The organism is Halalkalibaculum sp. DA384 (assembly GCF_043951955.1).
In the GTDB taxonomy this organism is placed as follows: Bacteria; Bacteroidota; Rhodothermia; order Balneolales; family Balneolaceae; genus JAMQKA01.
This window is the reverse complement of the sequence record NZ_JBINJE010000024.1, coordinates 47554-64496: the sequence shown is the minus strand read 5'-3', so window position 1 is coordinate 64496 and position 16943 is coordinate 47554. Positions and strand designations below refer to the sequence as shown.

The 16943-nt window shown below is 49.2% G+C and carries 14 protein-coding genes and 2 tRNA genes; 14 read left to right on the top strand and 2 right to left on the bottom strand.

The features are described 5' to 3' along the window. Positions 1 to 215: 215 nt before the first annotated feature. Both ACG2E4_RS13480 and ACG2E4_RS13475 read right to left on the bottom strand, forming a co-directional pair. A tRNA-Glu gene (locus ACG2E4_RS13480) sits at positions 216 to 288 on the bottom strand. 85 nt (positions 289 to 373) lie between these two features. Beyond that, a tRNA-His gene (locus ACG2E4_RS13475) sits at positions 374 to 447 on the bottom strand. 618 nt (positions 448 to 1065) lie between these two features. Between ACG2E4_RS13475 and ACG2E4_RS13470 the strand changes: the two genes are divergently transcribed. The 14 genes from ACG2E4_RS13470 to ACG2E4_RS13405 all read left to right on the top strand — a co-directional run bounded on the left by ACG2E4_RS13470 (position 1066) and on the right by ACG2E4_RS13405 (position 16943). Beyond that, the gene (locus ACG2E4_RS13470; protein WP_395261853.1) at positions 1066 to 1479 is read left to right on the top strand and encodes a hypothetical protein; all 414 of its coding nucleotides are present in this window, start codon (positions 1066 to 1068) and stop codon (positions 1477 to 1479) included. Between the two features lie 220 nt (positions 1480 to 1699). Next, the gene (locus tag ACG2E4_RS13465) at positions 1700 to 2266 is read left to right on the top strand and encodes a DUF4255 domain-containing protein (protein WP_395261852.1); all 567 of its coding nucleotides are present in this window, start codon (positions 1700 to 1702) and stop codon (positions 2264 to 2266) included. A 2-nt stretch (positions 2267 to 2268) separates the two neighbouring features. Further along, positions 2269 to 3405, top strand: a complete 1137-nt coding sequence (locus ACG2E4_RS13460) for a hypothetical protein (RefSeq protein WP_395276874.1) — start codon at positions 2269 to 2271, stop codon at positions 3403 to 3405. Positions 3406 to 3663: 258 nt separating this feature from the next. Then, positions 3664 to 5664 carry a phage tail sheath family protein gene (locus ACG2E4_RS13455; RefSeq protein WP_395261850.1) on the top strand — a complete coding sequence of 667 codons (2001 nt, stop codon included), beginning with the start codon at positions 3664 to 3666 and terminating at the stop codon, positions 5662 to 5664. Between the two features lie 42 nt (positions 5665 to 5706). Further along, positions 5707 to 6135, top strand: a complete 429-nt coding sequence (locus ACG2E4_RS13450) for a phage tail protein (protein ID WP_395276873.1) — start codon at positions 5707 to 5709, stop codon at positions 6133 to 6135. A 19-nt stretch (positions 6136 to 6154) separates the two neighbouring features. Continuing rightward, positions 6155 to 6610 carry a phage tail protein gene (locus ACG2E4_RS13445; RefSeq protein WP_395261848.1) on the top strand — a complete coding sequence of 152 codons (456 nt, stop codon included), beginning with the start codon at positions 6155 to 6157 and terminating at the stop codon, positions 6608 to 6610. 9 nt (positions 6611 to 6619) lie between these two features. After that, on the top strand, positions 6620 to 6745 hold the full coding sequence (locus ACG2E4_RS13440) for a hypothetical protein (protein ID WP_395276872.1): 126 nt from the start codon (positions 6620 to 6622) through the stop codon (positions 6743 to 6745). Positions 6746 to 6758: 13 nt separating this feature from the next. Then, the gene (locus ACG2E4_RS13435; RefSeq protein WP_395261846.1) at positions 6759 to 6920 is read left to right on the top strand and encodes a DUF5908 family protein; all 162 of its coding nucleotides are present in this window, start codon (positions 6759 to 6761) and stop codon (positions 6918 to 6920) included. Then, positions 6920 to 7600, top strand: a complete 681-nt coding sequence (locus ACG2E4_RS13430; protein WP_395261845.1) for a LysM peptidoglycan-binding domain-containing protein — start codon at positions 6920 to 6922, stop codon at positions 7598 to 7600. The genes ACG2E4_RS13435 and ACG2E4_RS13430 overlap by 1 nt, the downstream gene beginning before the upstream one ends. Before the next feature lie 3 nt (positions 7601 to 7603). Continuing rightward, positions 7604 to 9352: a type VI secretion system tip protein VgrG gene (gene vgrG / locus ACG2E4_RS13425; protein WP_395276871.1), complete on the top strand. Its 1749-nt coding sequence runs from the start codon at positions 7604 to 7606 to the stop codon at positions 9350 to 9352. A gap of 96 nt (positions 9353 to 9448) precedes the next feature. After that, positions 9449 to 9721: a PAAR domain-containing protein gene (locus ACG2E4_RS13420; RefSeq protein WP_395261843.1), complete on the top strand. Its 273-nt coding sequence runs from the start codon at positions 9449 to 9451 to the stop codon at positions 9719 to 9721. A 6-nt stretch (positions 9722 to 9727) separates the two neighbouring features. Next, positions 9728 to 10138 carry a GPW/gp25 family protein gene (locus ACG2E4_RS13415; RefSeq protein ID WP_395276870.1) on the top strand — a complete coding sequence of 137 codons (411 nt, stop codon included), beginning with the start codon at positions 9728 to 9730 and terminating at the stop codon, positions 10136 to 10138. Further along, positions 10138 to 13872, top strand: a complete 3735-nt coding sequence (locus ACG2E4_RS13410) for a baseplate J/gp47 family protein (RefSeq protein WP_395261841.1) — start codon at positions 10138 to 10140, stop codon at positions 13870 to 13872. The genes ACG2E4_RS13415 and ACG2E4_RS13410 overlap by 1 nt, the downstream gene beginning before the upstream one ends. Further along, the gene (locus ACG2E4_RS13405) at positions 13869 to 16943 is read left to right on the top strand and encodes a DUF1508 domain-containing protein (protein ID WP_395276869.1); all 3075 of its coding nucleotides are present in this window, start codon (positions 13869 to 13871) and stop codon (positions 16941 to 16943) included. The genes ACG2E4_RS13410 and ACG2E4_RS13405 overlap by 4 nt, the downstream gene beginning before the upstream one ends.

The window sequence follows — 16943 nt, the reverse complement described above, 5'->3', positions numbered from 1 at the left end:
CACCGGATGGTATCGTCATGCGGAGATCCCGCTGATCAACGGCTGGCTTGTCCGGCTGGGAGCCGCCCACCAGATGCGCGTGGATGTCACGGAAATCTTTTAAGAGATAAGTTATTAGCATAAGTAACAGGCAACTAAAACAACATCAGAGAAAACTCTAAGGGCTTCAATAAAAAAATAAGCCCTTGCAAGTCAAGGACTTGCAAGGGCTCGTGTACCGCGTACGGGATTCGAACCCGTGCTACCGCCGTGAAAGGGCGGCGTCCTAAACCCCTAGACGAACGCGGCAAAAAAGATTGTCTATTGAACGGTTCAGGTTAAAGGTTATACGTACCTTCAACATGTAACCTTTCAACTTGCAACAGAAAAAGTGGGAGCCCGATGGGATTTGAACCCACGGCCTCCAGGGCCACAACCTGGCGCTCTAACCAACTGAGCTACGAGCTCCATAAAGCCTGAGTGCATATTTTCAGGCCCTGAATCAGAGGTTTTAACTTAGGTTTCTAACATGAAATTCAGGGCTCCAAAGATACGGATTATTATGACAGTTTCAATAAATTTTATCTTTAAAAATAGCGTTAAACTTGCTGAAAGATCTCTACTTTTAAAGCTTGCTTTGGGAAGCCCCAGAAAGAAAAGCAGTTTCCCCAAAACCGGGTTGTCCCTTTCGGCTTGATCCAAAAGGGATGAAAAAAAATAAGGGCAGAGAATGGGGCACCCGCTGCCGCATCAGCAGGTCTTTAATGAGCTTGAAGTGTCTGCCATAGTCTATTTTTTAATAGATAAATTTATTCAGAACAATTGGTTAAGAATAAAAAATGTAACATTGGATGTGCCGGCGGCTCTTTAAATATACAGTCTGTAATATTAAACGGGTGGAAACGAGTGGGTGTATGAGGAGAAGTCATATTTCAGGTAAAGGAAATTGTCTGAAAGTCTTTCCGCGAATAATCATTAAATATCGCTGAAAATGGCAGAAGATAGTTGCTGATATCTTCCATTTAATAGTTCGGCCAATCCCCACTGAACAAAAAATCGAAACATTAGAACCAGGTGGAGGAATATATGCGTGGAGAAACTGTCAATATTGGGAGAGCTGTAGACCTGTTGGAAGCCAATCTTATGCAGGTGGCCAGAGTGACTGAGTGGGCACAGTTGATGGGATACAAGAATCCCAAAAAGTTTTCGCGGAGATTTCTACGGCACTATACCGTACGGCCTCAACCTGTACTGGAATACATGCGTCTTAAAAGCATCATCAAGGCGTTGCGCAAGGATGGCAGATCAAATTTTGAAATAGCGAGAGCCCACGGTATACCGGATGAAAAAGGCCTGAATAAATTTACAAACTACCACCTGGACTGCTCCCCAACTCACCTCAAAAAAATACCGGAGAAGAAAATACAGGAAAAGCTGGACCGCATAGCTCACCAGGAAATTTGGTTGTCTGAAAGACAAAGGAGCAGCAGTGGAATGTGACTGCCGGCGTTGATTGAGTTATTTCCCCTTTCTATTTGGAAGATATCAGGGTCGGAAAAATTAGGTAGTAAAGTTCGGTAGTGAGAGTCTGTCAATGTTTAGCTAATGTGTTATAAGAACTGTAGCAGTCGACCAGAGATGAGGTTTCAAAACAAGAAACCGGGGAGTTGCTTCACAACTCAGGGTAAGGTTGATAAAATCGTTGAGATGGAGATTACGTATGATTCTGGAAAAGTCTCTCACATTTATTCAGGAGCAGCTCGATACATATCTAAAACAAAAAACGGGGGAGAACACCAGTAAAGTTGTGCTGAGCGACATTCTGAAGCAGAATGGTGATATGGCCATTGATGCGGAGAAAGTCGCGATTATGCTCGTCAATATCGAGGAAGAGAAGATCGGTAAGCAGCAGAAGGCATACCTGAAACAGGAAAACGGCACGTATGCCAAAACCAACCCGGAAATTCGGTTAAATCTCTTTCTGCTGTTTGTGGCACGATTTAGCAACTATGATGAAGCTGTCAAAGCCATATCCAACGTCATTGCTTTTTTCCAGAGTCGTAATGTCTTTGAAAGCAGCAGGCATCCCTCTATGGGTACTTCACTTGAGAAGCTGGTTTTTGAACTTCAGACCATGAGCTTTGAGCAGATGAACCATCTGTGGGGAGCCCTGGGAGCCAAATACATGCCTTCCGTGCTCTACAAGATGAGAATGGTGACCATAAGAGAAGACGAGATTAAGGAAGATGTCCTGCCCATCAAAGAAATCGAAATAAGGGGAATATAAATATGTCTGTATTCCAGGAGATTTTCGGTTTAAACATGACGCACAGCTATTATGCGGCCGGAATTACGGGGGATTTAAAAGCCAGTCCAACGAAAGAAACGGCACAGAAACTAAGAGATGTTGGGTTGCTGTTCAGGACTACAGGATCAGGTTTTGCCGTTTTCGGGGAGGTTGTAAAGAACGAAGCGGACAGCGCTGGGCTGCAAAGGGAGATCGACCGCCCCACCCGCTTCCAGTTTATACTCAGGCAGCAGAACCCGTACTTTCTGAACTTTACAGACTTGCCTTTTCATGCCAGCGGTCGAGAAATATACTATTTCAACAATTTACAGGTCAGCAGTTCCGCGGGGATCCACTTTTTGCATTCTCCCGTTGAAGAGGAATACAAGGTTAATACTGAACAGTTGCTGAAGATTCAACATGGCAATTATCGTTACAGTACGGCCGGCACGGGGGACGAAAATTCGGCACGCTTGATATATCCCGATCTGGGGATTCGCATTCAGCAACGGCAACCCAGTGTTGAAGGTGAATTTCATTTTCAATTCGACCTTGCACGGTACCCCGGGGGTCGGGCGGAACTCTGGTTTAACGGGGAGAAGAAGGAGTCGTTTTATGCGAGCGGATCAGAGAAAACGGCCGGAATATTCGGCATTGTGGATCTTTTTTATTCGCCCCTGGTTCCCCCGGATTACCGGTTTATAAAACAGGACGGAACGCTGCAGAAGCAGGTTTATACGCTGGCTTTCAAAAAGCGAAGTACTTTTTGGAAATATTTTATTGTCAACAGAACAGGGCATGAGTTTGAAAACCCTGAAATCAAGGGATATAGCATCGATCTCCTGGAGCATTACCCCGATGATTATTACGTGCGTGTTGCAGATCGGCATATTCCACCGGAAATCAGGGGATTCACCAGGATCAATTTCGGAGAGTATCCTGACAACTACAACATATTTGTTTCCAATCAACAAATACCGCTTTCAGAGCAAGGCGTACGTTCGCTGTATCTCAAAAAAAAGGTCAACTCTTCAAAAAGAGTGGTGTTGAAATCGATGGTCAATCCGGGTATTCAAGCATTAAAAAAGGAGAGAGAGGAAAAGGACAAATACTATTCAGAAGTGTATGTATACCTATAACCTGTATTTCTCATAAAAATGAATATAAATTTCTCATAATGCTATGATTTACAGTGAGTTGCATTGATTTTAAAACTGAACATGCTATAACAGTTTGTAGCGGGCTACGAAATTGTCCCGTCTGCTACGTTAAAGATGGTAATCGCGCACTCAACGTATCAATATACGTTTCGCTTGCGATTACCACTTCGCCTTGTATACGAACCAATTTCTTGGTGAGAAATGCAGGCTAACGCTAACAATTAAGGATACGATACAATGGCAAATAATTATAAAACACCGGATGTATATGTAAAGGAGATATCGATATTTCCTCCTTCGGTCGCGGAAGTCGAGACCGCCGTACCCGCTTTTATTGGGTATACCCAGATGGCCAGGGAAAAAAATGCCGGAGATCTGCATCTTGTTCCCTTTAAAATAAGTTCCATGGTCGATTACGTGGAAAAGTTTGGGGGGGCACCGCCCGTTAATGTGAAATCAGTCAATCTCAATGGCGACAACTCGGTCATGAATTACGAGATTGAAGATAACTACCTGATGTACGATTCGCTGCGTCTCTTTTTTAACAATGGTGGAGGGGACTGCTATGTCGTTTCGATCGGTTACTTCAACGGGGGCGCTGTTGCATCGGATTTCGAAAAGGGAATTGATGCGGTTGAAAAGTTTGATGAGCCCACGCTGTTTGTATTTCCGGATGCGGTTAAACTCTCGAAGTTGGATCTGGGGGCGTTGCAGGGAAGAGCGTTGGCACAGTGTGAAAAGCTGAAAGACCGATTCGTCATTTGTGACGTTAAAGACCAGGACGGGATCGATACCGATGCCGGTGATTTTCGCCAAAATATAGGCAGCAAAAATTTGAAATACGGCGCTGCCTACTATCCCTTTGTTAAAGCCAACCTGGGACGCGACCTAAGGTACCGGGCTCTGCTTGAGTTCGATGGCCAAAAGGTCGTTAACAAGGTAAAGAAATATTCATCCGCGGTTAACTGGAAAAATATGACCGATGATGCGGATGTAAAGACCCTGGTCGACGAATTGAATAACCTGGTTCTCAGTGCCAAAACGCTGGAAAGCGAACTCAGTACATTTAAACAATCCAAAACCATTGACACGCTTGCGGAAGGCTACGAACAGGCTATAACGGCGTTCAAGACCAAAGTTACCGAAGGAGAGACCGCTTCCAACGTTCGCCCCGATTTTCTGGATGCGGTGGACTACGTCTACGAAGTTGCCCATACGTTTTTGGATCAACCGATCAAGGACGGGGCAGAATCGATTAAAGCGCCCCTGCTCTCCTATATGCAAAGCCTGGTGACAGGCAGCATGAAGCCCGAGATTGAAAAACTGGTGGCCCTCGACAATAGTGCATCCTCTCTTATCCACAGTGATTTTCCTCGCTGGGATGATCTGACGTGGGAATATTCCGGCTGGGCGGGCAGTTTTGACGGGACCCCCACCAACGACGGGGCTTTCCCGACCGACGGGTCCGATTCGGAGAAGATAAAGCAGAATATGCTGGCCATTGAGCCGCTGGTCACGGAGGTCTTTTACAGCATAACAAGTGCGGTGCACGATGTCCTGGAAGAGGTCAACACGCAGGAACAACAGAAGGAAACCAGCCTGAAACTGCAGTTGCCGACCCTGAAGAATGTATTTACGACGTTGAACCAGGATTCAGCCCTGCTGCCGCCGAGTGGTGGGGTTGCCGGTATCTATGCCGACGTTGACAGAAAGCGCGGGGTATGGAAAGCCCCGGCAAATGTGAGTCTTTCAAGCGTAATCGGACTGAACAGAAAGATTGACCATTTTGACCAGGAGGATCTCAATGTGGATGTCACCGCCGGTAAATCCATCAATGCGTTACGAACATTTACCGGGAAAGGTCACATGGTTTGGGGGGCGCGAACCCTGGCGGGCAACGACAACGAGTGGAGGTACGTGCCGGTCCGCCGGTTTTTCAACATGGTGGAGGAGTCGATCAAAAAGTCGACCTACTGGGCGGTTTTTGAGCCCAACGACGCCAACACCTGGGTTAAAGTTCGGTCAATGATCGAGAACTACCTGACCCTGAAATGGAGAGAGGGCGCACTGTTCGGGGCCAAGCCGGACCAGGCGTTCTTTGTAAAGGTTGGGCTCGGCTTGACCATGACCCAGCTCGATATCGACGAGGGAAGAATGATTGTGGAGATCGGGATGGCGGTCGTCCGGCCAGCCGAGTTTATCATCCTGCGATTCTCTCACAAGATGTTGGAATCCTGAAAAGACAATACCACTAATATCTAATGTAATTAGGAATTCATTATGGCTTATCCATCACCAGTATTTCATTTTAGCGTAGATTGGGGAGGCGAAAGCGTCAGCTTTTCCGAAGTATCCGGACTCAATATAGAATCCCAGGTCATTGAGTACAGGGATGGCGCAAATCCGGAGTTTACAGCCCAAAAAATGCCGGGACTCCAAAAGTTTGGCAACATCACGCTGAAGCGGGGCATCTTTGAGGGCGACAACGAGTTCTTTGAGTGGCTGAATACCACGAACCTGAATACCGTGGAGCGACGCGACCTGATCATCAAGCTGCTGAACGAAGAGCACGTACCGCTTATGACCTGGTCCGTTAAAAATGCGTTCCCGGTCAAGATCGAAGGTCCGGGATTGAATGCCACGGGTAATGAGGTGGCTATTGAGACGCTCGAAATTGCCCATGAGGGACTCAGTATTGAAAATGAATAGTATCAAACATTAAGCCCCAATGGAATATCCGGCAGTAGGCTTCCACTTTAAGGTGGAATTTTCAGGATTGGATGGTGCCACGGACAACGATATCCGTTTCCAGGAGGTCTCGGGTTTAACCGCGGAAATAGGGACGGAGGAGTTAAGGGAGGGCGGTGAAAATCGTTTTGCCCACCGACTTCCCCAACCCGCAAAATACCAAAACCTGGTACTGAAGCGGGGACTGTTAACAGGCACGGCGTTGATACAGTGGTTTCGGGATGCGATCGAACATTTCAGTTTTGATCCCCTGGTCGTAAACGTTTCGCTGCTTAATGAACAAGGTAACACACTTATCAACTGGAATTTTACAGGGGCATACCCGGTAAAGTGGGCGGTATCCAACCTGGACGCCCAGAAAAATGAGGTTGTCATCGATACCATCGAGCTGGCGTACCAGTATTTCACGAAAGTGGTGCCGGAAAACAAAGAATAAAAGGGACCTTTGCAGAACCAAGCAGTCATCCTGAACGGAGTGAAGGATCTCCCTTTCAACGGCTACAACCGGACAAGGGAGATCCTTCGACAAGCTCAGAATGACGTAATCGAGGATTTTGCAAAGCCCAATTAAAAAATGATTTGATATGCCTATAGAAATCAGGGAACTGGTCATTAAAGCCGTGATTGATGAAGAGGGGCAGCCTGACGCCCGCAGGGCCGAAAACCGGGATAAACAGAGACAGCAGATTATCCGGGAATCGGTGGAACAGGTCCTGGAAATATTTGAGAAAAGGAGGGAGCGATAATGGCTGCCGAGGAAAGCAACACCGGTGAATTGAAAAAGCTGAAGATAAAGTCTTTTAAGGATGCCGAATACAACCAGGAGGACGATGAATTTTCCGTGACCTACAATCCGCAGGAATATTCTGTCAAATATGAAATTGAAAGCGATAGCTCGCAGGGCATCGGGACCACGGGAACCGCGCATACATTTAAAAAGATCAGGCCGCAGGATCTTACCCTCGATTTTACACTGGACGGTACCGGGGTCACGACAGGAGAAAAGGTGGACGTACCCGACAAGATCCGGGAGTTTTTGACGGTTACCTATGAATTTAAGGGAGATGAGCACCGCCCCCGCTATTTGATGGTACTCTGGGGGACCCTCATCTTCAAGTGCATCCTCAAATCTTCGTCCGTCAAATACACGATGTTCAGCAACGATGGCAAGCCGTTGCGTGCCAAGATTAATGCGACATTCAACGGCTTTATTGAGGATAATTTGCGGGCCGCCAAAGAGGATAAGAGTTCTCCCGATTTGACGCACCACCGGGTGGTAAATGATGGAGACAGCCTTCCCCTGATGTGTTATCGGATCTACGGAGACTCCAGGTACTACCTTAAGGTGGCGGAAAAAAACAACCTGCAGAATTTCAGAAAACTGGAGTCCGGCACCATCCTTTCCTTTCCACCACTGGGAGAATAAACCATGGCAACACCACGTCAAACCATACCGTCTGACCACCCCACCGATCTGCCGACATTTACCATACTGTCGGCCGGGCAGGAATTGCCCGACAGGTATCATCTGTTTTCAATTACGGTCTCCAAGAAGCTCAATCGCATTTCGTATGCCCAACTGGTGCTGAAAGATGGCAGTCCCTCTGAAGAGGATTTCCCACTCAGCAATACCGACTTGTTTAAACCGGGTCGGGAGATCGAAGTGAGAGCCGGTTACCACAGGGAGGAGGCGACCATTTTTAAAGGCTTGGTGATTAAGCATGGGATCAAATCCAGGAACGGTCAGCCATCAATGCTATCGGTTGAATGCAAGGATCCGGCAGTTAAAATGACGGCCGGAAGAAAGAACCGTTATTATACCGAAATGACTGACAGCGATATTATTGAGGAGCTGGTCGGCCAGTACGGGTTACAACCGGATATAGAATCTGCCAGTCAAACTCATAAAGAGCTGGTTCAGTATTATGCCACGGATTGGGATTTTGTCGTTTCCCGGGCGGAAATGAACAGTCAGGCGGTATTGCCGGATGACGGTAAGTTAACTATTAAAAAGCCCACTATTACAGACCCGGTTGTAGCCCTTGCCTATGGGGCCACAATTTTTGACCTGGAAGCTGAGATGGATGTCAGGGACCAGTTCAAAGCGGTCAAAACCTCTTCATGGGATTATACCGCCCAGGAAAAGATAGACACGGATGGAGAAGATCCGGGCTTTCAACAGGCGGGAAATATTGGTGAAGCAGAGCTTTCGGAGGTTATTGGACTGGAGGAGCTCTCGTTACGCCACAGTGGACAGGTATTGGATACCGAACTCCAGGCCTGGGCCGACGCTGCCATGCTCAAAAGCAGACTGGCCAAAATCCGGGGGCGCGTCCGTTGCCCGGGAATAGCCGGGATCAAGCCGTTTGACACTATCGAGCTGACCGGCATCGGAGAGCGGTTTAGCGGCAACGTGTTTGTTTCCGGCGTGAGGCAGCATTATTCGACCGAACGGTGGGTGACGGATATCGAATTTGGGCTCTCGCCCCGCTGGTTTTACAAGGAAGATGATATTGTCGAAGTAGCGGCATCAGGGTTGCTGCCCGCCGTCAACGGGTTGCAGGTGGGTCTCGTAACACAGCTGCAGGGCGATCCGGAGGGGGAGCACCGAATACTGGTTAAGTTGCCGATGGTGGATATGGAACATGAGGGGACCTGGGCGCGTATCTCCATCCTTGATGCCGGCGACAGCCGCGGGTCCTTCTTTCGACCGGAGATAGGTGATGAGGTGCTGGTGGGATTTATAAATGGCGATCCCCGCGATGCGGTGGTCCTGGGCATGATGAACAGCAGCGCCAAGCCGCCCCCCGCCGATGCAAGCGATGACAACCATGAAAAAGGGTTCGTAACCCGCGAGCAACTGCGGTTTTGGCTCAATGATGACAAAAAGAGCATCGAACTGGAGACGCCCAACGGTAATAAAATCACCCTGAGCGACGATGAGGGAAGTATCAAATTGGAGGATGAAAATCAGAATAGCATTCTTATGAACTCGGATGGGATCACGCTGGAGAGTGCGGGAGACGTGGTATTGAAAGCGGGTGGGAATATAAAAGTAGAAGGAACGAAGATTGAACAGAAGGCGAAGGCGCAGTTCAAGGCGGAAGGAAGCGCCGGTGCTGAACTTACCAGCAGCGCGTCGGTTAAAGTTCAGGGCGCGATTGTACAGATAAACTAGCCCGGATTTCTCACAAGTATTTTGGATAAACATCTTCTGCAAGACAAACAATAGCATTCTTCGGCAGAAGGTTTAATCAAACAAAAAGGAGATGATATGCCGGCAGCAGCGAGAGTCACAGATATAACGAGTCACGGGGGGATCATAACCGGACCTGGCGTTCCGACGGTACTAATCGGGGGGATGCCGGCCGCCGTAGCCACAGATATGCATTCCTGTGCCATACCTCCGCCGCATCCGCCGGTAACCCCGTTTCCAATGGGAAGCACCACCGTTTTTATCGGGGGTAAACCGGCGCTGAGAGTAGGCGATGTGTGCGGGTGTGGGGCCGGTGCAGTCATTGGTGAACCAACAGTAATAATAGGATAGACGATTATGGATGAAGGCAGATCATTTTTGGGAAAAGGCTGGGGCTTTCCGCCTGCCTTTGTCAGGGGAAGCAGGAGCGTGGACATGACGCAGGGAGCCGAGGATATTAATCTCAGCCTCACGATCCTGTTTACCACTATGACAGGCGAACGGGTGATGCAGCCAAGGTATGGATGTGACCTGTCACAGTTCCAGTTTGAGCCCATCGACACCACCATGATCACCTATATGACCGAGGTCGTCCGGGACGCGATACTGTACTTTGAGCCACGCATTCGACTAATCGACCTGACTCTCGTGCCTTTTCAACATGAGGGGCGGATCAATATTACCCTGGAATACGAGATCAAGAAAACAAACTCACGGTTCAACTATGTCTTTCCTTTTTACAAGGAGGAAGGATCAAATATTGACTAATGCCTGAAAACAGCTGTACATATCGAAATCCACTGGTTCGAGACGGTGTCAGCCAGTCCAGGCGAATGCCTGAAGCGCTTGATCCGGCCTATGCAAAAGTCGATGAGCGCTCGCTCGCTGATTTGCTCGAATTTGTGGTCCGCTATGCTGAAGAGCTCCAGTACTACCAACCGGACAACATCCCTTCCGGCGACTGGCGTCCCTTTTTTTCAGGAGATATCACCTCCGTAATCGCCCTGTTGACAGTCGAGGATCCTACCGCGTTCAATCCCTGTATAGAGAAGATAGAGAAGGTGATATTTGACGATGACACTACCTATCAGAACGTTCGCCGGGCCTTCAAGACGCTGTTTGATATTATCGGGACGCTTGCCGTGCAGCTCGATTCCTGGTATGGAAAAGTCCCGGCCGAATACCAGTTCCAGGAACACCTTCACGTTTTGATAACGTCACAACTCCGCACCGAACTGGAAAAATGTATCGGGTATTACAAAGGGGCCTTGTCGGGTACGAACCTTGTAGACAAGGAATACCTGGATGAGGGGGATTTCTGCAATACATCCATCGAGCATTTTACCGGGCTTGAAACAGGGGAGTTGCAGGAGGTGTGGATCGGTGAAACCGAAGAAACGGGCAATACGGAGAACTGGGCCACATTTTACACTTCGGTTGAAGAAAACGACACTATCTATTTACCTCCCGGCGGTACGATTAAACAGCGGGTTCGGTCCGGGTTCCCACCCGTCAAAAAAGTGGCCGCATCTTTTATCACCGCCCTTAAGAGAACCCGTGAAAGGTCGCCCGGTTTTATCGAGGAGACCCTGACGAGGTTTTCCGGTCATGAGCCTCAGATGGGGCTGATGCTCACGTTTTTAAAGCTGTTCCGCCATGCACAGGACCACATCAACACATTAACCGGCAAACACCTTGATTTTTACTACGAAGAGGTGCTAAAGCTGGATCGAAAGGAAGCCGTACCCGACCGTGTGGATCTGCTTGTTGAACTGGCAAAGCATGTGGACACATACAAACTGGAGTCCGGTACGCTGTTTAAAGCCGGTAAAGATGCCAAGGGCAAAGATGTGTTCTACAAGTCTCTTTCCGAGGTTGTCCTGAACAAAGCGAGCGTTGTAGCCCTGAAATCGGTTTATGTCGACAAGGAGGACCAGTACCGGGTGTATGAAAAATCAATCGCCAATTCGAAAGAGGGAACCGGCACCCCGTTGGATAATCCCCCGGCGGGGTGGAAGGCGTTTGGTGAATCCCAACGGGCAGAGCGTCCCGACGGGAGTTTTGAATACCTGGCTGGCGACGAGGCCACCATGCAGTTCTCGGAGGTGGGATTTTCCATTTCTTCTCCCATCCTGCACCTTTCTGAAGGTACGCGGACCATCACGCTTGAGATACTCTGCAACCAGTCCCCGAAACTGGATAAGTCCACCAGGGATCGGCTGTTTCGCTGTTTTGTCACAACCGAGAAAGAGTGGCTGGACCTGGAGGGTATAGAGGGGGCACAGGTATCACTTGAATCCGACACATCCGAAGAAGGCCCCATGTTAAAGTTAGAGATCACCCTTCCCCGAAGTGTATCCCCTGTTACAGGATATGAGAAGGAAATGCACGGCGGTGAATACCAAACGGAGTGGCCCGTACTGAAGCTGGTGTTGAATCAAAATTTGGATCCGGGGAAGTACGGGTATGCCACGTTGAAAAATATCACCGTCCAACAAGTAAATATTACAGTGGAGGTGCAGGGGATGAAGAGTCTCGTACTCCAAAATGAGCTCGGTATCCTGGATCCCTCAAAGCCGTTTCAGCCGTTTGGCCCTTCACCTTCGATAGGGTCGGCATTCTTGATCGGAAGTACGGAAGTTTTTCAGAAAAAACTGGACTCGGTCACATTACATGTTCAGTGGCATGAATGGCCGGAAGCAAAGCTGGAAGATCACTACAATTATTCCACGGGTGGGGAAACAGGAATGGTTAACCCGGTTACCGGGTATTCCCCCGCCAACAGCAGCTTTAAGGCAAACTTGCAAATTTTAAGGGAGGGTGCCTGGAAACCGGAAGCACCTCAGCGCTATGAAAAAACGCTTTTCCCATCAAATTTCACAGAATCACCGACGTCAATTTCGGCCAATTCCGGTAATGAACCTGAAATACAGATGGAACCGGATGCCGGCCTGGGGCCGATCGACCAATTTGATGTCTCGTTGAAAAGAGGGTTTATACGACTTGTACTGAGTGCACCGCAACAAGCCTTTGGGCACAAACTGTACCCCACTCTGCTTACACAGCAGGTTATAAACGAAAAGACTGTGCTCCCCCGTGAACCCTATACTCCTAAAATCAGCTCAATAGAACTGGATTACAAGGCCCGGGCTACTGTGGAGCCCCGAAATACGGCCGGCTTTGAAAAGCGAACGAGTTATCTTTTTCACAATTATCCCTTCGGAGAGAAAGAAGTCCATTCAGCACTGACCACCACCGGCGATACCATTCCCCTGCTGCCGCGATTCAGCCACGCTGAGGGCGGTGGGATCAACTGGCATGACGGGGAGTTTTTTGTTGGAATTTCCGGGCTAAAACCACCACAGCAACTATCACTTTTATTCAGAGTTGCCGAGGGCAGCGCCGATCCTTCTCTCGACAAGCTGACACTAAAATGGTTTTACCTTGCCGGCAATCATTGGGAGGTATTCCAGCCGGAAGAACTGGTCCGTGATTCAACGAACGACTTCCTGACCACCGGTATCGTGCGAATCAATATCCCGAAGCAGGCCACCAACAATTCGACCTTGTTTCCCGGAGCGCACTACTGGATAAAAGCCGCGGTTTCCGGTAACCCCGATGCGGTATGTCGCCTGGTGGATGTACGGGCCCAGGCGATTACGGCCGAATTTGTCGACCACGATAACGATCCAAACTTTTTGGACACCACCCTCAAGGCCGGGACGATCAGCAAGCTGAAGACCAAGCGCTCGGAAATAAAGAAGATACAGCAACCGTACGCATCCGAGGGCGGGAAAATACCCGAACAGGATATCGAATTTTACCGCCGGGTTAGCGAGCGTTTGAGACACAAGGAAAGAGGCGTGTCAATCTGGGATTACGAGCGGCTGGTGATGGAGCATTTCCCGGAAGTCTACAAGGCCAAATGTGTCAACCACAGCACCTACAATTATGATTTGAACGGCGGGAAAGTTACGGCTGAATTTGCACCGGGATATGTAACGCTGGTAGTGGTACCCGACTTGAAGAACAAAAATGCGGTAGAACCCCTGAAACCCCGGCTCAGCCTGAATGTGCGGGACAAGATCGAGAAATTTATATCCGCAAAAATATCGGCGTTTGCCGCTCAAAAGTTGAAAGTGATCAATCCCCTTTTTGAACAGGTCCAGGTCGAGTGTTACGTAAATTTGGTTGATGAGGTGGATGAAGGACACTACCGGCAAAAACTGGTGGACGAGATCGCCCGCTTCCTGTCGCCCTGGGCTTTTGGGGAGGGCAAAGATATCGCGTTCGGGGGTGGTACCCACAAGTCACTGATTCTCAATTTTGTGGAGGAACGCCCGTATGTGAGGTATGTCACCGATTTCAAAATGCACCATTTTGTGGAAGACACCCTCAAAAACCGGGATCTGGAGCGGATAACCGTTACCACAGCCCGTTCTATTTTGGTCTCACACAAACTGCACATAATCAACGAGCACTCTACCTGCACGATTGTATGAATGACTCTATCACCATACCGAAAAATCCGGATCTGGCTCCCAGCCAGGATTACGCTTTTCTGCGAGAACAGGGAATGAAACATATTGAGCAGCTCTCGGGCAGTTTGTGGACCGACTATAATATTCATGACCCCGGCATCACCCTCCTGGAACTCCTGTGCTATGCTATTACCGACCTGGGATACCGGACGTCTTATGATATCGGAGATCTGCTGGCCGACCAGTCGGCACCTGGTCCCAAACAGGAGGACCATTTCCATACGGCGCGCGAAATATTAACCTCCAAACCGGTTACCCTGCAGGACTATCGCCGGATCCTGATCGATATCGAGGGTGTTAAAAACGCCTGGCTGGAACCGCTGTGGGAGACATACCCGGAACTGTACCTGAACTGTAAAAAAGGGGGATGGCAGCCGGAGGCGAACGAGCATACGAAGCGGATCAATTTGCAGGGGCTGTACCGTGTGACGCTCGAGCTCGATGAGGACGAGGAGCTCGGCGACCTGAATGATTTTGTTTTCGAGATCGATCTCTATGCCGATCCGGATGAAGAAGACCGTGACGAGCGGCTGATTATCCGGTTCCCCGACTGGAGTACCTGGTTGAACAAGGAGATCCAACCGGGAAATATCGAGGAGGTCAGCCTTGCAAGTATTGAACGTACAAGCGAGACCAGGTTTAAGGGAACGGTCCAAATCAAGGCGGGCGGGCGGAGCTACGGGGAGGAGATGACGATAAAAGCTACAGACAGGGATATCCCTCTGAAGGATGTCGAGGACCGAATTGAGGATGAATCCCTGCTTCAGCAGTACAGGGAAAAAACTGTTTCGGCTTTGCGTATCGGGAGAACAGCGTTTTACCGGCTGCATGAAAACCGGAGCCTGTGCGAAGATTTCGAAGAGTTCCGGGGACTCGACGTCGAAAAAATAAGGGTGTGTGCGGATGTAGCCCTTGATAACGATGCAGAGCTGGAACGGGTACTGGCTGAATTGTACCACCGGATCGACCACCATATTGCCCCACAGGTATATTTTTACTCCCTGAGAGAGATGATGGATATGGATATTCCAACTGACGCAATTTTTGAAGGGCCCGCTCTTGATCATGGATTTATCTCCTCCGGGGAGTTGGAGAAAGCCGAAATCAAGAAGCAGATATTCGTCTCCGACATTATTCAGATTATGATGGATGTAGAAGGTGTCAAATCCGTTGAAAATGTTCTCCTGGCTAATATTTATAAAGGAGAGACCCTCAATGACAAAATAAAATGGTGCCACACGGTCGGAGAAGGCCGGGTGCCACGCTTTAGCCCCGGGCTTTCCGATATCGACCTTTTTAAAGAGAATTTGCCATATAAACCCAATGCTGACAAGGTTGCGCGGTATGTAAAAGAGCTGGAGGAGCTGGAACGCAACAGCAAGCTTTCTGCTGACGAGGAATACGACCTTTCGGTCCCAAATGGACAGAACCGGAATGTAGCGCGATTTACATCTATCCAGGAACAGCTCCCGCTGACCTACGGGGTGGGCAGTGCAGGGATACCGGGAGTCGTTACGGACAGACGGAGGGCCCAGGCCAAACAGCTGAAAGCGTATCTCACTTTATACGATCAAATGCTGGCGAATTATCTCTCTCAGCTGGCCAACTTGAAGAACCTTTTTTCATTAAGCCCCGATATCCACCAGACCTACTTTTACCAGGTGTTATATGATCTTCCCCAAAGTTTTGCCTTCCCGGAAGGCGATCCGGGGCTCGAGGTTCTTTTTAATGGCGAGGAGTCACCGCATATTTACCAGGTGATCAAAGACTTTATCCAGGAAATTTCCGGGCAAGCGGGCATAGACCTTGACGATTATAACACATTCAGATCAAAATGGGAGAAGTACAAGAAAGAGACAGGGCTCGGGGATGAATCCTCCACGCATTTTGTAAAGAAACTGGATGAAATCGTGGAGAGTAAGAAGACCTTTGAGAACCGCCGTAATCGATTCCTGGATCACCTGCTGGCCCGTTTTGGGGAATCGTTTACTGACTACGTGCTGCTGATGTTTTCCCGGCAGCCCGGGGAGCACACTGCGCCCGATCTGATCCATGATAAAATCGAATTTTTACAGGAGTATCCCGCCATTTCGAGCTCCCGGGGCAGGGGTTTTAATTACAAGGCGGAGGGCGAGGTCTGGGGCACCGAAAATGTATCGGGACTGGAAAAGCGGGCAAGCCGGCTCCTGGGTATCGAGCGCTACGATCGACGTAGGTTGAGCTGCAAAGATCCCGACGAGCTGTTTGAGATCTACCGGGATGAGGGAGGCGAATGGCGGTTCAGGCTGGTGCTTCCGGAGGATGAAATTGTACTCCGAAGTGAGGGATACACCCGCAGGGAGAATTGTGAAAAAGGTATTGAGGCGGTCAAAATAGCAGGTGTCGACTTCGAAAACTATGAGCTATCGGAGGCCTCGGACGGCCGGTATTACTTCAATTTGATCGGGAAGAATGGAGAAATAATTGGCACCGGCATTTTGTACGAAGGAGAGAAGGAACGGGACCGCATTGTAGCCGTGATGATTGCGGCGCTGTCAGGGAAATGCAACAGGGAGGGCTTTCACCTGATAGAGCATATCCTGTTGAGGCCCGAAGAGAAGGATGATCCAAAGCTCCCCGCGTGCGTCCAAAAGAACTGCAACGATTGCCCGGGATACCTGGATCCATACTCGTTCAGGGTTTCGCTCATCGTACCCTATTGGCCCGACCGGTTTGACGATATGGCGTTCAGGCGGTTCCTGGAAAAGACAATCAGAATGGAAGCCCCGGCCCATGTACATCTGAAAATCTGCTGGGCCGATCAAAAAGATATGAAGGATTTTGAGCCGGTATATAGAGACTGGCTTGAAACAAAGGCAAAGCCCACCCCGGATCCCGGGGAACTCAGGGACAAGCTGGGAAAGCTGATTGAGGTTATGAGACAAATTCGAAGCGTATATCCCGTTGCCACCCTGCACGATTACAGGGAAGACAGCGATGATAACCCGATGTTGCTTGATAATACCGTTTTAGGAACATTTAACCCGGAGTAA